This window comes from Pseudonocardia sp. TMWB2A (assembly GCF_017312135.1).
Window position 1 is genome coordinate 986,755 of the sequence record NZ_QKQY01000002.1, and the last position, 17,517, is coordinate 1,004,271.

Annotated in this window: 12 protein-coding genes; 1 reads left to right on the plus strand and 11 read right to left on the minus strand. The window is 75.3% G+C overall.

Annotated elements, in window-relative coordinates; genetic code table 11:
• Positions 1-74 precede the first annotated feature (74 nt).
• From DMP17_RS19075 to DMP17_RS19105, 7 genes are all read right to left on the minus strand, one after another.
• Positions 75-2,474, minus strand: a complete 2,400-nt coding sequence (locus DMP17_RS19075) for a [protein-PII] uridylyltransferase (protein ID WP_226365984.1) — start codon at positions 2,472-2,474, stop codon at positions 75-77.
• A gap of 138 nt (positions 2,475-2,612) precedes the next feature.
• Entirely contained in the window at positions 2,613-2,951 is a 339-nt protein-coding gene (locus DMP17_RS19080; RefSeq protein ID WP_062401001.1) for a P-II family nitrogen regulator, read from the minus strand.
• A 3-nt stretch (positions 2,952-2,954) separates the two neighbouring features.
• Positions 2,955-4,283 carry an ammonium transporter gene (locus DMP17_RS19085; RefSeq protein ID WP_226365986.1) on the minus strand — a complete coding sequence of 443 codons (1,329 nt, stop codon included), beginning with the start codon at positions 4,281-4,283 and terminating at the stop codon, positions 2,955-2,957.
• A 219-nt stretch (positions 4,284-4,502) separates the two neighbouring features.
• The gene (gene ftsY / locus DMP17_RS19090) at positions 4,503-6,248 is read right to left on the minus strand and encodes a signal recognition particle-docking protein FtsY (protein ID WP_226355739.1); all 1,746 of its coding nucleotides are present in this window, start codon (positions 6,246-6,248) and stop codon (positions 4,503-4,505) included.
• A 56-nt stretch (positions 6,249-6,304) separates the two neighbouring features.
• On the minus strand, positions 6,305-9,910 hold the full coding sequence (gene smc, locus DMP17_RS19095) for a chromosome segregation protein SMC (RefSeq protein WP_337830220.1): 3,606 nt from the start codon (positions 9,908-9,910) through the stop codon (positions 6,305-6,307).
• 51 nt (positions 9,911-9,961) lie between these two features.
• On the minus strand, positions 9,962-10,378 hold the full coding sequence (locus tag DMP17_RS19100; protein ID WP_337830221.1) for a VOC family protein: 417 nt from the start codon (positions 10,376-10,378) through the stop codon (positions 9,962-9,964).
• A 61-nt stretch (positions 10,379-10,439) separates the two neighbouring features.
• Positions 10,440-10,730, minus strand: a complete 291-nt coding sequence (locus tag DMP17_RS19105) for an acylphosphatase (RefSeq protein ID WP_226355736.1) — start codon at positions 10,728-10,730, stop codon at positions 10,440-10,442.
• A 22-nt stretch (positions 10,731-10,752) separates the two neighbouring features.
• Here DMP17_RS19105 and DMP17_RS19110 point away from each other — a divergent pair, with 22 nt between their 5' ends.
• On the plus strand, positions 10,753-11,553 hold the full coding sequence (locus DMP17_RS19110) for a CAP domain-containing protein (RefSeq protein ID WP_337830222.1): 801 nt from the start codon (positions 10,753-10,755) through the stop codon (positions 11,551-11,553).
• 7 nt (positions 11,554-11,560) lie between these two features.
• On the opposite strand, the gene DMP17_RS19115 is transcribed toward DMP17_RS19110, so the two are convergent.
• Genes DMP17_RS19115 through kdpB form a run of 4 tightly spaced genes read right to left on the minus strand, consistent with a single transcriptional unit; the run spans position 11,561 to position 17,494 of the window.
• On the minus strand, positions 11,561-12,262 hold the full coding sequence (locus DMP17_RS19115) for a response regulator (RefSeq protein ID WP_308253085.1): 702 nt from the start codon (positions 12,260-12,262) through the stop codon (positions 11,561-11,563).
• A complete protein-coding gene (locus tag DMP17_RS19120) occupies positions 12,259-14,772 on the minus strand; it encodes a sensor histidine kinase (RefSeq protein WP_337830223.1) in 2,514 nt (837 codons plus the stop codon). The genes DMP17_RS19115 and DMP17_RS19120 overlap by 4 nt, the downstream gene beginning before the upstream one ends.
• 23 nt (positions 14,773-14,795) lie before the next feature.
• Entirely contained in the window at positions 14,796-15,404 is a 609-nt protein-coding gene (locus DMP17_RS19125; protein WP_226355733.1) for a potassium-transporting ATPase subunit C, read from the minus strand.
• The gene (gene kdpB, locus DMP17_RS19130) at positions 15,404-17,494 is read right to left on the minus strand and encodes a potassium-transporting ATPase subunit KdpB (protein ID WP_443217895.1); all 2,091 of its coding nucleotides are present in this window, start codon (positions 17,492-17,494) and stop codon (positions 15,404-15,406) included. Before kdpB ends, DMP17_RS19125 begins: the two co-directional genes overlap by 1 nt.
• Positions 17,495-17,517 lie beyond the last annotated feature (23 nt).

Here is a 17,517-nt window from a genome sequence, read left to right on the forward strand (position 1 = left end):
ACCGGGCGGGCCCGCACCGGCGACGAGCATGATCGTCGCCGGGCGGCCGCTGTTGCAAGGCGACACGACCCGCGTCACGTCGCGGGGCGGGCCTCCCCCCGCCCGGCGGCCACCGTGAGGACCGCCTTCTCGATCTCGCTGCGGGCCGACCGGTCCGGGGACCCGCCGATGCCGAAGGAGTCGACGACCGAGGCGCCGAGGGTCTCCACCCGGGCCCAGACGAGGTCGACCCCGGTCCGTTCGAGGGCGGCGGTGACGTGGTGGAGCAGCCCGATGCGGTCGGTGCCGCGCAGCTCCAGCACGACCGCGCCGGTGGCCTCGTCGTCGAACCACAGCACCCGCGGCGGGGCGGTCCGTTCCACCTCCGGCGTCGACGGCGCGTAGTCGCGTTCCTTGCGGGCCAGCGCCTGCACCAGGTCCAGCGACCCGGCGCGCACCCGCACCAGGTCGGAGCGGACCAGCGCCGGGTCGGGCAGGCCGCCGAACCGCGGGGTCACCGCGAACGTCTCGACCGCGACCCCGTCGGACACGTTCACGTCGGCGGTGTGCACCTGCAGCGAGTGCAGGGCGAGCACCCCGGCGACGGCCGACAGCACCCCGCGCCCGTCGGGCAGCGCGACGGTGACCGACGCGACGTCGTCCTCGCCGGCGAAGCGGACCTGCGGCTCCCCCGCCGCCGTGACGGCGTCGACCATCTCCTGGTGGGCCGGGTCCGGCGGGCCGGGCTCGACGAACGGACGGCCGTCGAGCGCGGACAGGCAGCGCCCGGCCAGCCCCTGGATCAGGGTGCGCCGCCACGGGCTCCACACACCGGGCCCGGTGCCGAGCGAGTCGGCCTCGGCCAGCGCGTCGAGCAGCTCCAGCAGCAGCGCCACGTCGGCGTCGCCCCGGCCGGCCGGTGCGACCGCCTCGCGCAGCGTCTCGAGCACCCGCGACACCGTCGCCGGGTCCTCCGGGTCGCGACGGGTCGCGGTGTGCGGCAGCAGCAGGTGGTGACGCACCATCGCCGCCAGCAGCACGAGGTCGCCCTCGCGCAGCCCGAGCCGCTCGCCGATCTGGCGGACCAGCGACTCCCCCACCACCGAGTGGTCACCGCCGCGGCCCTTGCCGATGTCGTGCAGCAGCGCGCCGACCAGCAGCAGGTCCGGGCGCGCGACCCGGGTGGTGAGCCGGGCGGCCTCGGCGCAGACCTCGACGAGATGGCGGTCGACCGTCCAGACGTGCGTGCGGTCCCGCGGCGGCAGGTCGCGGACCGCGCCCCACTCGGGGAACAGCCGCCCCCACAGCCCGGTGCGGTCCAGCGACTCGACCACCGCGACGGCGGCCTTGCCGGTCCCGAGCAGGGCGAGCAGCTCGGCCAGCGCGGTCCGCGGCCACGGCGCGCGCAGCTCCGGGGCGGTGTCGGCGAGCCGGGACAGGGTGCCCGCGGAGATCGGCAGCCCGGTGCGGGCGGCGGTGGCGGCGACCCGCAGGACCAGGGCCGGGTCCTTCGTCGCGGACGCGTCGCGGGCGAGCCCGACCTCCCCCGCGTGCTCGACGACGCCGGAGTCCAGCGGCCGGCGCACCGGCGGGCGACGGAGCGCGGCGAGCCCCCGGCGGGGCAGCGCGTTGCGGGCCTGGCGCAGCCCGACCTCGGTCGCGAAGGCGACCGCGCGGGCCGCCCCGGACAGGGCGCGGGCCAGGTCGAACCGGTCCCCGACGTCGAGGATCGTGGCGATGTCGTCGGCCTCCTGGGCGCGCAGGACATCGCGGGCCCGGCCGGAGAGCCGGTGCAGCTCGGTGCGCACGTCCAGCAGCAGCCCACGGGCGGCGACGACGTCGGCCCCCGGCCGGTCGACGAGCTGGGCGGTGGCCAGTGCGTCGAGCAGCTGCACGTCCCGCAGGCCGCCGTGGCCGTTCTTCAGGTCCGGCTCGATGCGGTGGGCGACGTCGCCGTTGCGCCGCCAGCGGTCGGTGGTGGTGTCGACGATCTCGTCGAAGCGGCTGCGCATCCCGGCCCGCCAGGCCGCGCGGACGGCGTCGCGGACCTTGCCGGTGAGCGTCGCGTCCCCGGCGACGTGCCGCAGCTCCAGCAGCCCGAAGGCCGCCCGCAGGTCGGTCGCCGCGATCTGGACGGCCTGTCCGGGGGTGCGCACCGAATGGTCGAGCCCGATCCCGGCGTCCCAGAGCGGATACCAGAGCTTCTCCGCGAGCGCGTCGACGTCGGTCCGGCCGTCGTGCAGGAGCACGAGGTCGAGGTCGGACCAGGGGCACAGCTCGCGCCGTCCGAGCGCACCGACGGCCGCCAGCGCCGTCCCGCTGCCCTCACCGCCGACCCCGAGTGCCGCGCACCGGGAGGAGAGCCAGAAGTCGTGCAGGTCGACCAGAGCGGCCCGCAACGCCTCCGGGCCGTGGTGGTGCCGGCCGTTGGATTCCAGGAGGACCGATTTCGCCTTGACCAGGTCCGCCGCTTCGCCCGACCCGAGGACCGTCATCGCCCCGCGCCACCCGCTTCCTGTTCGTTCGAGTAGTGGACCGCATACATGCCGTGATGTCCGATTCGAATCCGGACGGCGGACGGCCCGCCGCACTCCGGGAAGGGAGCACGACGGGCCGTCGCGAGGGACCGTCGGTCAGATGGCGTCGGCGCCGCGTTCTCCGGTACGGACGCGGACCACGGTCTCGACCGGGGTCACCCAGACCTTGCCGTCACCGATCTTGCCGGTGCGGGCGGCCTCGACGACCGCGTCGACGACCTTGTCCTGCAGCGCGTCGTCGACCACGACCTCGACGCGGACCTTCGGCACGAAGTCGACCGAGTACTCCGCACCCCGGTAGACCTCGGTGTGGCCCTTCTGGCGGCCGTAGCCCTGGACCTCGCTGATGGTCAGACCGAGCACGCCGATCTGTTCCAGGGCGCCCTTGACGTCCTCCAGGACGAACGGCTTGACGATGGCGGTCACGAGCTTCACGGGTCAGACCTCCTGCTTCGCGGCGGGGGTGGCCTTCGCCTCGGTGGCGGGCTTCGGCGAGGAGCCGAGACCGCTGCCGCCGCGCAGGCCGGAGAACTCGTAGCCGGTCTCGGCGTGCTCCGCCTCGTCGATGCCGGCCTGCTCGGCCTCGTCGTCGACGCGCAGGCCGAGGGTGGCCTTGACGATGAACGCGATGATCGCGGTCACGATGCCGCAGTAGATCAGCGTGGCGAGCGCGGCCACGGCCTGGCGCCACAGCTGGTCGACGCCGCCGCCGTAGAACAGGCCGTTGGTCTCGTCGGGGGCGATGTCGGTGGCGAAGAAGCCGATGGCCAGGGTGCCCCAGAGGCCGGCGACGAGGTGGACACCGACGACGTCGAACGAGTCGTCGAAGCCGAGCTTGTACTTCCAGCCGACCGCGTAGGCCGACAGCGCACCGGCGAGGACACCGATGGCGAGCGCGCCCAGCGGCGAGACCGAGGCGCAGGCCGGGGTGATCGCGACCAGACCCGCGACGATGCCGGAGGCGGCGCCGAGCGAGGTGGCCTTGCCGTAGCGGATCTTCTCGATCAGCAGCCAGCCGAGGATGGCGGCGGCGGTGGCGGCGATGGTGTTGGTGAAGGCGTAGGCGGCGGCCCAGTCGGCGGCACCGGACGACCCGGCGTTGAAGCCGAACCAGCCGAACCAGAGCAGACCGGCACCGAGCATGACCATGGTCAGGTTGTGCGGGCGCATCGCCTCACGCGGCCAGCCGCGGCGCTTGCCCAGGATGATGCAGAGGACCAGGGCGGCCATACCGGCGTTGATGTGGACGGCGGTGCCGCCGGCGAAGTCGAGCGCGCCCAGCGTGGTGGCGATCCAGCCCTGCTCCAGGTCGAAGACCCAGTGCGCGATCGGGAAGTAGACCAGGACGGCCCACAGGCCGGAGAAGAGCATCCACGCGCCGAACTTCATGCGGTCGGCGGCGGCACCGGCGATCAGCGCGACCGTCAGGATCGCGAACATCGCCTGGAAGCTGACGAAGGCCAGCTGCGGCAGCGTCTCGGCGGCCTGGTCGTTCGCCAGGATCGCGGTGAGGCCGAAGTAGGCGAACGGGTCGCCCAGCAGGCCGCCGCCGAGGTCCGGGCCGAAGGTCATCGAGTAGCCGAACAGGATCCAGAGGACACCGACGAGGCCCAGCGAGCTGAAGCACATCATCATCATGTTCAGCACGCTCTTGGACCGGGCCTGGCCGCCGTAGAACAGCGCGACCCCCGGTGTCATGAGCAGTACGAGCGCGGCGCTCGCCAGGATCCAGGCGGTGTCGCCGCCGTTGAGGGCCTCTGCAGGCACTGTTCCTCCCATGTCCGTCCATCTGGCTGACTGGGGAGGAAGAATGGTGATCGCGTGTTTCGCATTCGGCGCCTGTCCGTTTCGTAACGGTTAACAGGCCGCCGCGCCGGATGACGGTTGGGTTACCCAACCGGATCCGGAGGACCGAAGGTCATCCGAATGGTCCGGTTCGTGACGTGGCGCACGGTGCGGGCCGTCCGGGACGGCCCGCACCGTGACTCAGTCGAGCAGTGCCTCGACGAACGCGGTGGGCTCGAACGGGGCCAGGTCGTCGGGGCCCTCTCCGAGCCCGACGAGCTTGACCGGCACCCCCAGCTCGCGCTGGACGCGGAACACGATGCCGCCCTTGGCGGTGCCGTCGAGCTTGGTGAGCACCACCCCGGTGACGTCCACGACCTCACCGAACACCCGCGCCTGGGTCAGCCCGTTCTGGCCGGTGGTGGCGTCGAGGACGAGCAGGACCTCGTCGACCCGGGCCTGCTTCTCGACGACGCGCTTGACCTTGCCCAGCTCGTCCATCAGGCCGGTCTTGGTGTGCAGCCGGCCCGCGGTGTCGAGCAGGACGGCGTCCACCCCGTCGTCGGTGCCGCGCTTGACGGCGTCGAAGGCGACCGAGGCCGGGTCGGCGCCCTCGGGCCCGCGGACGACACCGGCGCCGGAGCGCTCGCCCCAGGTGACGAGCTGCTCGGCGGCGGCGGCACGGAAGGTGTCGGCCGCGCCGAGGGTCACCCGGTGCCCGCCCGCGACCAGCACCCGGGCGAGCTTGCCGGTGGTGGTGGTCTTGCCGGTGCCGTTGACGCCGACGACCAGCAGCACCGCGGGGCGCCCGTCGTGCGGCAGCGCGTGCACCGAGCGGTCCTGGCCGGTGCCGAGGGCCTCGACGAGCACGTCACGCAGGGCGGCGCGGGCCGCCTCGGCGGTGCGGACGCCGCGGGTCGCGATCTGCTCGCGCAGCTTCCCGACGATCTCGGCGGTCGTCTCGGGGCCCAGGTCGGCCTGCAGCAGGGTGGCCTCGACGTCCTCCCACGACTCCTCGTCGAGGTCGCCGGCGCCGAGCAGGCCCAGCAGGCTCTGTCCGAGCCCGGAGCGCGAGCGGGACAGCCTGCCGCGCAGCCGGCCGATCCGGCCCTCGGCCGGGGCGATCTCCTCGGTGGGGGCGCCCGGGGCGACCGGGGCCTGCGGGTCCACCGTCTCCGGACGCGCGACCGGCTCGGTCGGGGCACTCGGGGCGGTCCCCGGGCGGGCGACCGGCTCGGTCGGGGTGCTCGGGGCCGTCCCCGGGCGGGCGACCGGCTCGGTCGGGGCACTCGCGGCGGGTGCGGCGGGTGGGGCCGGGATCCGCTCGGTGGTGCCGCCGTCGGGCGTCGCCACGGTCCCGGCGGCCCCGGAGGGGCCCTCGGGTCGGCGGAGCTGGCGGGTGGCCGGGTCCTTGCTGGCCTCGGCCGTGTCGATGACGCGGGCGTCCGGGGTGCCGGTGACGGTCCCGGTCTGCTCGGTGGGAACGGTCGGGCTGCTGGGCGGCGCGGTCGACGGGACCGGCGGGGCGGTGCTGACCGGGATGCCCCCGGGCGGGGTGCGGGCCTCGGTCGCCCCGTCGACGACGGGTGTGCCGCCGGGCGGGGTCCGGACCTCGTCGGCGGTCGGCGCGTCGGCGGCCTCGGCGGGCGGCGCCGGCGCGGCCGGGGTGGCGGGGGTCGGTGTGGCGGCGGTCGGGGCGTCGTCGCCGGGGGCGCGCGGCCGCTCGGGCGCGGTGGCCGTCCCGGAGGAGAACGCGAACCCGCCCCCGGCCTGGTAGCTGCCGCCGGTGCGCGGTGGCTCGTCCGTACCGGTCCCGAGCTCGCGCTGCTGCTCGTCGGACCGCAGGCTGATGCGCCGTCGGCGGGCGGTCACCAGCCCTGCGACGACGGCGATCAGCAACACCGCCACGACGATCGCGACGACGATCCAGAGGGTCTGCGTGGTCACGACGCCACCCTGCCACGCCCGGCCGGCCCGCCGTGCAGGACGGGCCGGTCAGCCGGTCAGGAGGCGGGGCGCAGGCGCTGGGAGATGACCTGGGTGATGCCGTCGCCGCGCATCGAGACGCCGTAGAGGGCGTCGGCGACCTCCATCGTCGGCTTCTGATGGGTGATGACGATGAGCTGGCTGGTCGTGCGCAGCTCCTCCATCAGCGAGATGAGCCGGCGCAGGTTGACGTCGTCGAGGGCGGCCTCGATCTCGTCGAGCACGTAGAACGGCGAGGGCCGGGCCCGGAAGATCGCGACGAGCAGCGCCATCGCGGTCAGCGAGCGCTCCCCGCCGGACAGCAGCGACAGCCGCTTGACCTTCTTGCCCGGCGGGCGGGCCTCGACCTCGATGCCGGTGGTGAGCATGTCGTCGGGGTCGGTGAGCACGAGCCTGCCGTCGCCGCCCGGGAACAGCGTCGCGAACACGGTCTCGAACTCGGCGGCGACGTCGTGGTACGCGGTCGTGAAGACCTCGAGGATCTTGTCGTCGACCTCGCGGACGACGGTGAGCAGGTCGCGGCGGGTGTTCTTGAGGTCCTCGAGCTGGGTGGACAGGAACTTGTAGCGCTCCTCCAGCGCCGCGAACTCCTCCAGCGCGAGCGGGTTGACCTTGCCGAGCAGCGACAGGTCCTTCTCCGCCCGCTTGAGGCGGCGTTCCTGGGTGGGCCGGTCGAACGGGACCGGCGGCGGCGCGGAGACCTGCTCGCCGCGCTCGCGGGCGGCATCGTACTCGGCGGTCTCGGCGGCCGACGGCGGCACCGGGACCTCGGGCCCGTACTCGGCGACGAGGTCGTCGACGCCGATGCCGTGGTCGCCCAGGATCTTCTCGGTCAGCTGCTCCAGGCGCATCCGGGTCTGCTGGCGCACCATCTCGTCGCGGTGGACGGCGTCGGTGAGCTTCTCCAGCAGCGCGGTGAGCTTCGTGGTGGTGTCGCGGGCCTCGGTGTGGGCGCGCTCGCGTTCGGCGCGGGCGGCCTGGATCTCGTCGCGCTCCGCGGCCGCGGCGGCCAGGGAGCGTTCGATCCGCTCGGCGGCGACGTGCCCGGCGTCGACGACGAGCCGGGCGACCTCCGAGGCCCGCTCCCGTTCGGCGGCCGCGGCGGCGGCCCGGGACCGGGCGAGGCGCTCGCCGTGCGCCTGGCGGCGCAGGGTCTCGGCGCGCCCGGCGATGGCGCGGGCCCGCTCCTCGGCGGTGCGCAGCGCGAGTCGGCACTCGACCTCCTCGGAGCGGACCTGTTCGACCCGCTCGGCGGCCTCGTCGCGCAGCTCGGTGTCGGGCTCGTCGTCGACCGGGGCGTCGGAGGCCAGCGACAGCTGGCGCTCGGCGGCCTCCAGCTCGATCAGCGAGTCCGACCGCCGCCGTTCGACGGTGTCGCGACGGTCGCGCAGCCGCTGGGCCTCGGCGCGGGCGGAGGTGACGACCTGTTCGAGCCGCCCGAGCTGGGCGGCGCCCGCCGAGCGGCGCCGGTCGGCGTCGGCGACGGCGGCGCGGGCCGCGGTCAGGTCGGCCCCGCGGGCGGTCTCCTCGGCGCGGGCGCCCTCGCAGGTGGGGCGCAGCGACTCCAGCTCGGCGTCCACGGCGTCGCGGGCGGTGACCGCGTCGTCGACGGCGGCCTGCAGCTGCAGCGCGCCCTCCCCGGCGCCGGTGCCGCCGCGGGCGGCGTGCGCTGTGAGCAGGTCCCCCTCGGTCGTGACCGCGGTCAGGCCCGGCCGGGCTCCGACGGCGGCGGCCGCGGCGTCCAGGCCGTCGACGACGACCACCCCGGCCAGCAGCTCCCCCAGTGCCGGGGCGAGCGCGGGCGGGGCGGTGACGAGCGCGGCCGCCCAGCGGCCGGCGGGCGGGGCGCCGTCGGGGACCGGGACCGGCACCCGCCCGGCGGCACGGTCGGCCCCGGCGGACCCGGCGCCGACGAGCAGCGCGGCCCGGCCCGCGTCACCGCGGCGCAGGGACCGCAGCGCGTCGGCCGCGGACACCACGGAGGCGACGGCGACGCCCTCGGCCAGCTCGCCCAGCGCCGCGGCGACCGCGGCCCGCCCGGAGGGATCGACCTCGACGAGCTCGGCGACGGCGCCGAGCACCCCGTCGTCGCCGGAGTCGAGCAGGGCACCGGTGCCGTCGCGGCGGACCAGGCCGACCTGCAGGGCGTCGACCCGGGCCCGCCAGTGCGCGCGGCGCTGCTCGGCGTCGCGTTCGGCGGCGACCAGCTCGGCGACCCGCTCGGCCGCGCTGCGGTGCGCGGCCTCGGCCTGCTCGACCCGGGCGGCGAGCGCGTCGGTGTCCGCCTCGTCCCCGGACACGCCGAGGGACTCCCGCGCGGTCTCCAGCTCGGCCTCGGCCTCGGCGGTGCGGGCGCCCGCCTCGGCGAGCGCCTCGGACAGCCGCTCGATCTCCTCCGCGGTCGCGGCGACCCCGGAGCGCAGCGCGTCGGCTTTCCCGGCGAGGGTGGCGATCCCGGCGCGGCGGTCGGCGATGGCGCGCACGGCGGCCAGGTGCTCGCGTTCGGCGGCGGCGAGGGTCCGCTCGCGCTCGGCCTTCTCGGTGACGGCCTCGTCGAGCAGGCGCCGGGCGGCGGCGACGGCGGCGACCAGCTCGTCCTCCTGCTCGGCGACCGCGTCGGCCTCGGCCTCGGTCTCGTCCGGGTCGCGGCCGGGGGTGCGCCCCGCCTCGGCCGAGGAGGTGAGGTGACGGACGCGTTCCTCGGCGAGGCGCACGGTGCCGCGCAGCCGCTCGGCCAGCGCGGAGAGCTGGTACCAGGTGTCCTGGGCGACCTGCAGCCGCGGCGCGTCCGCGGCGAGCGCGGTCTCCAGCTCGTCCTGGCGCTCGCGGGCGACGTCGAGCTGCTCCTCGACCTCGGCGCGGCGGCGCCGGGCCTGCTCCTGGGTCGCCTCCTCGCGCTGGGTCTCCTCGGACAGGGTCACGTAGTCGTCGGCGGCCAGGCGGAGCCGGGCGTCGCGCAGCTCGGTCTGCACGGCCTGGGCGCGGCGGGCGATCTCGGCCTGGCGGCCCAGCGGCTTGAGCTGGCGGCGCAGCTCGGCGGTGAGGTCGGTGAGCCGGGTGAGGTTGGCCTGCATCGCGTCGAGCTTGCGGAGCGCCTTCTCCTTGCGCTTGCGGTGCTTGAGGACCCCGGCGGCCTCCTCGATGTAGGAGCGGCGGTCCTCCGGCTTGGACTGCAGCACCCCGTCGAGCTGGCCCTGCCCGACGATGACGTGCATCTCCCGGCCGATGCCGGAGTCGCTGAGCAGCTCCTGCACGTCAAGCAGCCGGGCGCGGGAGCCGTTGATCTCGTACTCGCCGGCGCCGTCGCGGAACATCCGGCGGGTCACCGAGACCTCGGAGTAGTCGATCGGCAGGGCGCCGTCGGAGTTGTCGATGGTGAGGGTGACCTCGGCGCGGCCCAGCGCCGCCCGGCCGGACGTGCCGGCGAAGATCACGTCCTCCATCTTGCCGCCGCGCAGCGCCTTGGCGCCCTGCTCACCGAGCACCCAGCTGATCGCGTCGACGACGTTGGACTTGCCCGAGCCGTTCGGCCCGACGACGCAGGTGATCCCCGGCTCCAGGCGCAGCGTGGTGGCCGAGGCGAAGGACTTGAAGCCCTTCATCGTCAGCGTCTTCAGGTGCACGGGCGGGGATCTCCAGGTGCGCGGGGGCGACCAGGGTATCCGGGCGCACCCTCAGGTGGCGGGGGTGGAGGCGTTGACCAGCCAGCGGACGCCGAAGCGGTCGGTGAGCTGGCCGAACTCGTCGCCCCACATCTGCTTCTCCATCGCGACGTCGACGACGCCGCCCTCGGCGAGCCCGGCGAAGAAGCCGCGCAGCTTCTCCGGGTCGTCGCCGGAGAGGCTGACCGAGATGCCCGACGGGGCCCCGGTCGGGCGCCGCGGGTCGCCGTCGGAGGCCATGAGGGCGAAGCCGTCGGGGGTGCCGAGGTAGGCGTGCATGACGCCGTCCGGCGGCGGGACGGGGCCCTCGGCGCCCATGTCACCGAAGGTCATGACCTGCAGCTCGCCGCCCAGCACGGAGCGGTAGAACTCCATCGCCTCGCGCGCGTTGTCGTCGAAGTGCAGGTACGGGGTCATCTGGACGGGCATCGGGACCTCCGGGGTCGGTGTGGGCACAGGTGTAGACCCCCGCACCGACAGAACTGAGCGGTCAGGCCTCGACGAACCCGGAAAATGCGCCGGACGGCTCAGCCCACTGCTCCGACACCGACGTCACCCGCCCCGGGGTGTCCCCGCCGCGCAGCAGCTCCAGCAGGCGGTCGCAGGAGGCACGGTCACCCTCCGCGGTCACCGCGACCCGGCCGTCGGACAGGTTGCGGGCCTGGCCGACGAGGCCGAGCTCGAGCCCCCGCGACCGTGTCCACCAGCGGAAACCGACGCCCTGCACCTCCCCCTGGACCCATGCGATCAGCCGAACGGTCGAATCCGTGTTGCCACTCACAGTGCTGGTACGTTACGCGGCCGTGACCCGACGACGCACACCGCGCGCAGCGAGCGCCGTGCTCGGCGGGGTGGGGGCTGGCGCCGTGCTGGCCATGGCCGCCCCGCTCGCCGCACCGGCGCTCACCGCAGCGGGCTCGCCCGACGCCCAACGGCCCGGCGGACCGGTCTCCGACACCCAGCCGCTCCGGGCGGTCGGCGCCGCCTACGCGACGACGGCCCCGGCCCCGGCCGGTGACGGCGCCCCGGTCGACGGCGCCGCGCTCGTCCGCGGTGCGCTCGCCGCCGCCCCGGCCGACCCGGGCTCCTCCGCCCGGACCGCGCTGGACGCGCTCTCCGCGCACGAGGCGGCCACCGCCGCCTCCGCGGCTGCCGCGACCACCGCGGCGGCCGCCACCGCGGAGGCAGCACCCCCGGCCCGGGCCGCGGCGTCACCCGCCGGCGGCGCGGTCGCGGGGCTCTCCGGCGAGCTCGCCCGCGTCGTGGAGCTGACCAACGCCGAGCGGGCCGCCGCGGGCTGCGGTGCGCTGCGGGCCGACCCGCGGATCAGCGCGGCCGCCCAGGGCCACAGCGAGGACATGGCCGCCCAGGGCTACTTCGCCCACGACAGCCGCGACGGCCGGGACTTCGCCGACCGCATCACCGCGGCGGGCTACGACTCCCCCGGCGCGGAGAACATCGCGATGGGCCAGCCGGACGCGGCGACCGTCGTGCAGGACTGGATGGAGTCCCCCGGGCACCGGAAGAACATCCTGAACTGCTCGCTGACCACGATCGGCGTCGGGCTGGCCGACGGGTACTGGACCCAGGACTTCGGCCGCTGAGACCGGCTCAGCCGTCGAACCGGTACCCCATCCCCGCCTCGGTGATCAGGTACTTCGGCCGCGACGGCACCGGCTCCAGCTTCCGCCGCAGCTGGGCGAGGTAGACCCGCAGGTAGTGGGTCTCGGTGCCGTACTGCGGGCCCCAGACCTCGCGCAGCAGCCGCTTCTGCTCGACGAGCTTGCCGCGGTGACGCACCAGCAGCTCCAGGATCCCCCACTCGGTCGGGGTCAGGTGCACCTCGGCGCCGTCCGCGCGCGCGACCGTCTTGGCGGCCAGGTCGACGGTGAAGTCCGCGGTGGTCACGACGGCCTCGCCGTCGACGGTCGACACGGCGGCGCGGCGCACCGCGGCCCGCAGCCGGGCCAGCAGCTCGGACATCCCGAACGGCTTGGTCACGTAGTCGTCGGCGCCGGCGTCGAGCGCCCGGACCTTGTCGGTGGAGTCGGTGCGCGCGGACAGCACGATCACCGGCACCGTGCTCCAGCCGCGCAGCCCCTCGACGACCTCGGTGCCGTCGAGGTCGGGCAGCCCCAGGTCGAGCACGACGACGTCCGGGTGCCCGTCCGCGGCCGCCCGGAGCGCGGCGGAGCCGTCGGCGGCGACGAGCACCGTGTAGCCGTGCGCGGTGAGGTTGATCCGCAGGGCCCGCAGGATCTGCGGGTCGTCGTCGACGACCAGCACCCGCACGCCGTTGCCGCCCCCGCTCACCGGGCCACCCCCACCGGCGCGGCGGGCAGCGAGACGACGACGGTGAGACCGCCGCCCGGGGTGTCCTCCGCGGTCAGCTCGCCGCCCATCACCACGGTCAGCCCCTGCGCCACCGACAGCCCCAGGCCGAGCCCGGACGTCGCGTCGCGGTCGCCGAGGCGCTGGAACGCGGCGAACAACGCGTCGCGCTCGCGCGGTGCGACACCGCGCCCCCGGTCGACGACGCGCAGCTCGACCCGGTCGGAGTAGGCGCTGGCGCGCAGGAACACCTCGGTCCCGCCGTGCCGCAGCGCGTTGTCCACGACGTTGGCGAGCACCCGGTCGAGCAGGCCCGCGTCGGCGAGCACGTCGGGCAGGTCCTCGTCGATCTCGACCCGGACCCGGTCGGCGCCCTCCAGGCCGAGCAGCGCGGTGGCGGCGACCTCGTCGTAGCCGACCGGGGCCAGCAGCGGGGTCACCGCGCCCGCGGCGAGCCGGGAGGAGTCGAGCAGGTTGTCGACCAGGCCGGTGAGCCGGTCCGCGGACTCCTCGACGGTCGCCAGCAGCTCGGCGCGGTCGTCCGGTCCGAGCGGGAGGTGCTCGTCGCGCAGGCTGCTCGCGGCGGCTTTGATCGAGGTCAGCGGGCTGCGCAGGTCGTGCCCGACGGCCGAGAGCAACGCGCCGCGGGTCTCGTTGGCGGCCGCGCGACGCTCGGCGTCGGCGGCCCCGGCCTCGGCGCGCTGCCCGCGCAGCGCCAGCAGCGCCTGCCCGCCGACGACCTCCAGCAGCCTGCGGTCGGCCGCGGGCAGGGCCCGGCCGGTCCCGACCAGGTGCAGCCCCTCGTCGACGACGACGTCCACGTCGGCCTTCTCCGGCCGGTCGCACGCCCCGGCGTCGCCGGTGCAGGCGACCCGGCGCCACACCCGGTCCTCGCCCTGTTCGAGCAGTGCCACCGACTGCAGCGCCCAGGTCTCGCGGACCCGGTCCAGCAGCCGCGGCAGCGGGTCGGACCGGGTCAGGACGGTCCGCGCGAACGACGCCAGCAGCGCGGCCTCCGCCCGGGCCCGCGCCGCCTGCTCCGCCCGCCGGGCCGCCCGGTCGACGACGAGCGCCACCAGCACCCCCACCAGCAGCATCGTCGCCACGGTGATGACGTTGCCGGGGTTGGCGATCGCGAGGGAGTACAGCGGCGGGGACAGGAAGAAGTTCAGCAGCAGCCCGCCGAGCAGCGCCGCGAGCAGCGCCGGGCCGAGCCCGCCCGCCAGCGCGGCGAGCACGGTCGCGAGGAAGTAGAGGACGACGTCGGTGGACAGGTCCACCCAGTCGGTCAGCGCGATCCCGAGCAGGGTCGCCGCCGCCGGGGCGAGCACGGCGGTCGCCCAGCCGACGGCCTGCCGGCCCGCGGGCAGCCCGCTGCGCAGCCTCGGCAGCCGCAGGGCCCGCCCGGCGGCGGAGTGGGTGACCATGTGCACGTCGATCGGGCCGGACTCCTGCACCACCCGCGCCCCGATGCCGGGGTCGAACACCCGGGCCAGCCGGGAGCGCCGGGAGGTGCCCAGCACCAGCTGCGTGGCGTTGGCCCCGCGGGCGAAGTCGAGCAGGGCGTCGTCGACGGACTCCCCGACGACGGTGTGGAAGCTCGCCCCGACCCCCTCGGCCATCCGCCGCACCCGGTCCGCGGCGAGCACCGGCGCCCCGGCGCGGCCGGGGACCAGGCCGTCGCCGCGCAGCACGTGCACCGCCATCAGGTCGGCGCCGCCGGAGCGTTTCGCGATCCGCGCGGCACGGCGCAGCACCGTCTCGGACTCCCGGCCACCGGTCAGCGCGACGACCACCCGCTCGCGGGTCTCCCACACGTCGGACACCTGCTGCTCGGTGCGGTAGCGGCGCAGCACCACGTCCACCTCGTCGGCGATCCACAGCAGCGCGAGCTCCCGCAGGGCGACGAGGTTGGGCACCCGGAAGTAGTGCGCCAGGGCGGCGTCGACGCGTTCGGGCGGGTAGACGTTGCCGTGCGCGAGCCTGCGGCGCAGCGCCTCCGGGGTGATGTCGACGATCTCGATCTGCTCGGCGCGGCGGACCACGTCGTCGGGCACCGTCTCCTGCTGGCGGGCCCCGGTGATGGTCTCGACGACGTCGCCGAGGGACTCCAGGTGCTGCACGTTGACCGTGGAGATGACGTCGATGCCGGCGTCGAGCAGCTCCTCCACGTCCTGCCAACGCTTGGCGTGGCGCGAGCCGGGCGCGTTGGTGTGGGCGAGCTCGTCGACCAGCACGACCTGGGGGCGCCGGGCCAGGACGGCGTCGACGTCCATCTCGTGCAGCTCGGTGCCGCCGTGGAGCACGGTGCGCCGCGGGACCGTCTCGAGGCCGTCGAGCAGCCCCGCGGTGCGCTCCCGCCCGTGGGTCTCGACGACCCCGACGACCACGTCGGCGCCGCGCCCGAGCCTGCGGTGGGCCTCGCCGAGCATGGCGAAGGTCTTCCCGACCCCGGGCGCGGCACCGAGATGGATGCGCAGTTCTCCCCTCACCCGGCCATTGTGGTCCCGTCCCACTACCGCGCGTCCCGCACGGACAGGTTGAGTTCGGTGACGTCCACCCGCGGCTCCCCGAGGAAGCCCAGGGTGCGCCCGCTGGTGGCGTCGGCGACGAGCTCCTGGACCCGCGACAGCGGGAGCCCGGTGACGCGGGCGACGCGCGGCGCCTGGAGTGCGGCGTAGGCCGGGCTGATGTCGGGGTCGAGCCCGGAGCCGGACGCGGTGACGGCGTCGGTGGGGACGGCGGCGGGGTCGACGCCCTCCCGGGCGGCGATCACCGCCCGGCGCTGCTGCACCGACTCCAGCAGGCCGGTGTCGAAGCCGCCCTTGTTGGAGCCGCCGGAGGTCGTCGTGTCGGCCGGGCCGAGCCCGGCCTCGGCCGTCGACGTCGACGACGGGCGGGTGTGGAAGTAGGGGTCGGCCGCCGGGTCGGCGGCGACCGGGTCGATCCCGATCAGCGACGAGCCGGTGCCGCCGGGGAGCACCGAGCCCTCGGCCTGCGTGGAGAGCCCGGGGAGGCGGGAGACGCCCCAGATCGCGAGCGGGTAGACGATGCCGCACAGGACGGTCATGACGAGGAGCAGGCGCAGGCCGGTCGCGGTCTGGCGGCGCAGGGTGGTGAGCATCAGATCCCCGGGACGAAGCGGACGAGCAGGTCGATGAGGAAGATCCCGACGAACGGGGTGACGACCCCGCCGAGGCCGTAGATCAGCAGGTTGCGCCGCAGCAGCGACGCCGCCGACGACGGCCGGTACCGCACCCCGCGCAGGGCGAGCGGGATCAGCGCGACGATCACCAGCGCGTTGAAGATGACCGCGGAGAGGATCGCGGACTCCGGCGTCGCCAGGCCCATGACGTTGAGCAGCCCCAGCGACGGGTACAGCGTCACGAACATCGCGGGCAGGATCGCGAAGTACTTCGCGAGGTCGTTGGCGACCGAGAACGTCGTCAGCGCGCCGCGGGTGATCAGCAGCTGCTTGCCGATCTCGACGATCTCGATGAGCTTGGTCGGGTCGGAGTCCAGGTCCACCATGTTCCCGGCCTCCTTGGCGGCGGAGGTGCCGGTGTTCATGGCGACGCCGACGTCGGCCTGGGCGAGCGCGGGCGCGTCGTTGGTGCCGTCTCCGGTCATCGCGACGAGCCTCCCGCCCTCCTGCTCGCGGCGGATGTAGGCGAGCTTGTCCTCCGGGGTGGCCTCGGCGATGTGGTCGTCGACGCCGGCCTGGGCGGCGATCGCGGCAGCGGTGCGCGGGTTGTCACCGGTGACCATCACGGTGCGGATGCCCATGGCCCGCAGCTCGGCGAAGCGCTCCGCCATGCCGGGCTTGACGACGTCGGACAGCTCGATCACGCCGAGCACGGCCGCACCGTCACCGCCGGGGCCGGAGGCCCGGGCGACGACCAGCGGGGTCCCGCCGCCGTCGGAGATGGACTCGACCAGACGGTCCGCCTCGGCGCGGTCGGTGACCCGCGCCCAGTCCAGGACCGCGGCCGCGGCGCCCTTGCGGACGACACCGCCCGGCAGGTCGATGCCCGACATCCGGGTCTGCGCGGTGAACGGCACGAACTCGGCGACGGCCTCGGTCGCGTCGGCCTCCGGCGGGAGGCCGTGCTCGGCCGCGCAGAGCTCGACGATGCTGCGGCCCTCGGGGGTCTGGTCGGCGAGGCTGGACAGCCGCGCGGCGCGGGCGAGCTCCTCGACGCCGGTGCCGCCGACCGGGTGCAGCGCGGTGGCGCGCCGGTTGCCGAAGGTGATGGTGCCGGTCTTGTCGAGCAGCAGGGTGTCGACGTCGCCGGCGGCCTCGACCGCGCGTCCGGAGGTGGCGAGCACGTTGCGCTGCACGAGCCGGTCCATCCCGGCGATGCCGATCGCCGACAGCAGCGCCCCGATGGTGGTCGGGATCAGGCAGACCAGCAGCGCGGTGAGCACCAGCAGCGGCACCTGGGTCCCGGCGTAGGCACTCATCGGCGCGATCGCGGCCACCGCGAGCAGGAAGACGATCGTCAGCGCCGACAGCAGGATGGTCAGGGCGATCTCGTTCGGCGTCTTCTGCCGGGCGGCGCCCTCGACGAGCGCGATCATCCGGTCGACGAAGGACTCCCCCGGCTTCGTCGTGATCCGCACGACGATCCGGTCCGAGAGCACGGTGGTGCCGCCGGTGACGGCGCAGCGGTCGCCGCCCGCCTCCCGGATGACCGGCGCGGACTCGCCGGTGATGGCGGACTCGTCGACCGAGGCGATGCCGTGCACGACATCGCCGTCGCCGGGGATCGTCTCCCCCGCCTCGACGACGACGAGGTCACCGAGGCGCAGCTGCGCGCCGGGGACCTGCTCCTCGGCGGCGTCGCGGTCGGCGGGCGAGTCGGTGACCAGCCTGCGGGCGACGGTGTCGCGCTGGGTGGCGCGCAGCGAGGCGGCCTGGGCCTTGCCCCGCCCCTCCGCGACGGCCTCGGCGAGGTTGGCGAACAGCACGGTGAACCACAGCCACACCGCGACGAGCACCGCGAAGACGCTCGGGTCGGCGACGGCGAGCACCGTGACCAGCACGGACCCGACCCAGACGACGAACATGACCGGGTTGCGGGCCTGCACCCGCGGGTCGAGCTTGCGCAGGGCCTCGGGCAGGGCCGCCAGCAGCTGGCGGGGGGCGAACGCCCCGGCCGCGACCGGCGTCGCGCTCGGCGGCGCCGTCTGCGGCTCGGTCGTCACGGACACGGGTTCCTCCGACTCGGCGCGGT

Excerpts from the sequence above, each read along its gene's own strand:
- DMP17_RS19125 (WP_226355733.1), bottom strand. The coding sequence starts at position 15,404 with ATGCTCACCACCCTGCGCCGCCAGACCGCGACCGGCCTGCGCCTGCTC.
- DMP17_RS19100 (WP_337830221.1), bottom strand. The coding sequence starts at position 10,378 with ATGCCCGTCCAGATGACCCCGTACCTGCACTTCGACGACAACGCGCGC.
- DMP17_RS19075 (WP_226365984.1), bottom strand. The coding sequence starts at position 2,474 with ATGACGGTCCTCGGGTCGGGCGAAGCGGCGGACCTGGTCAAGGCGAAA.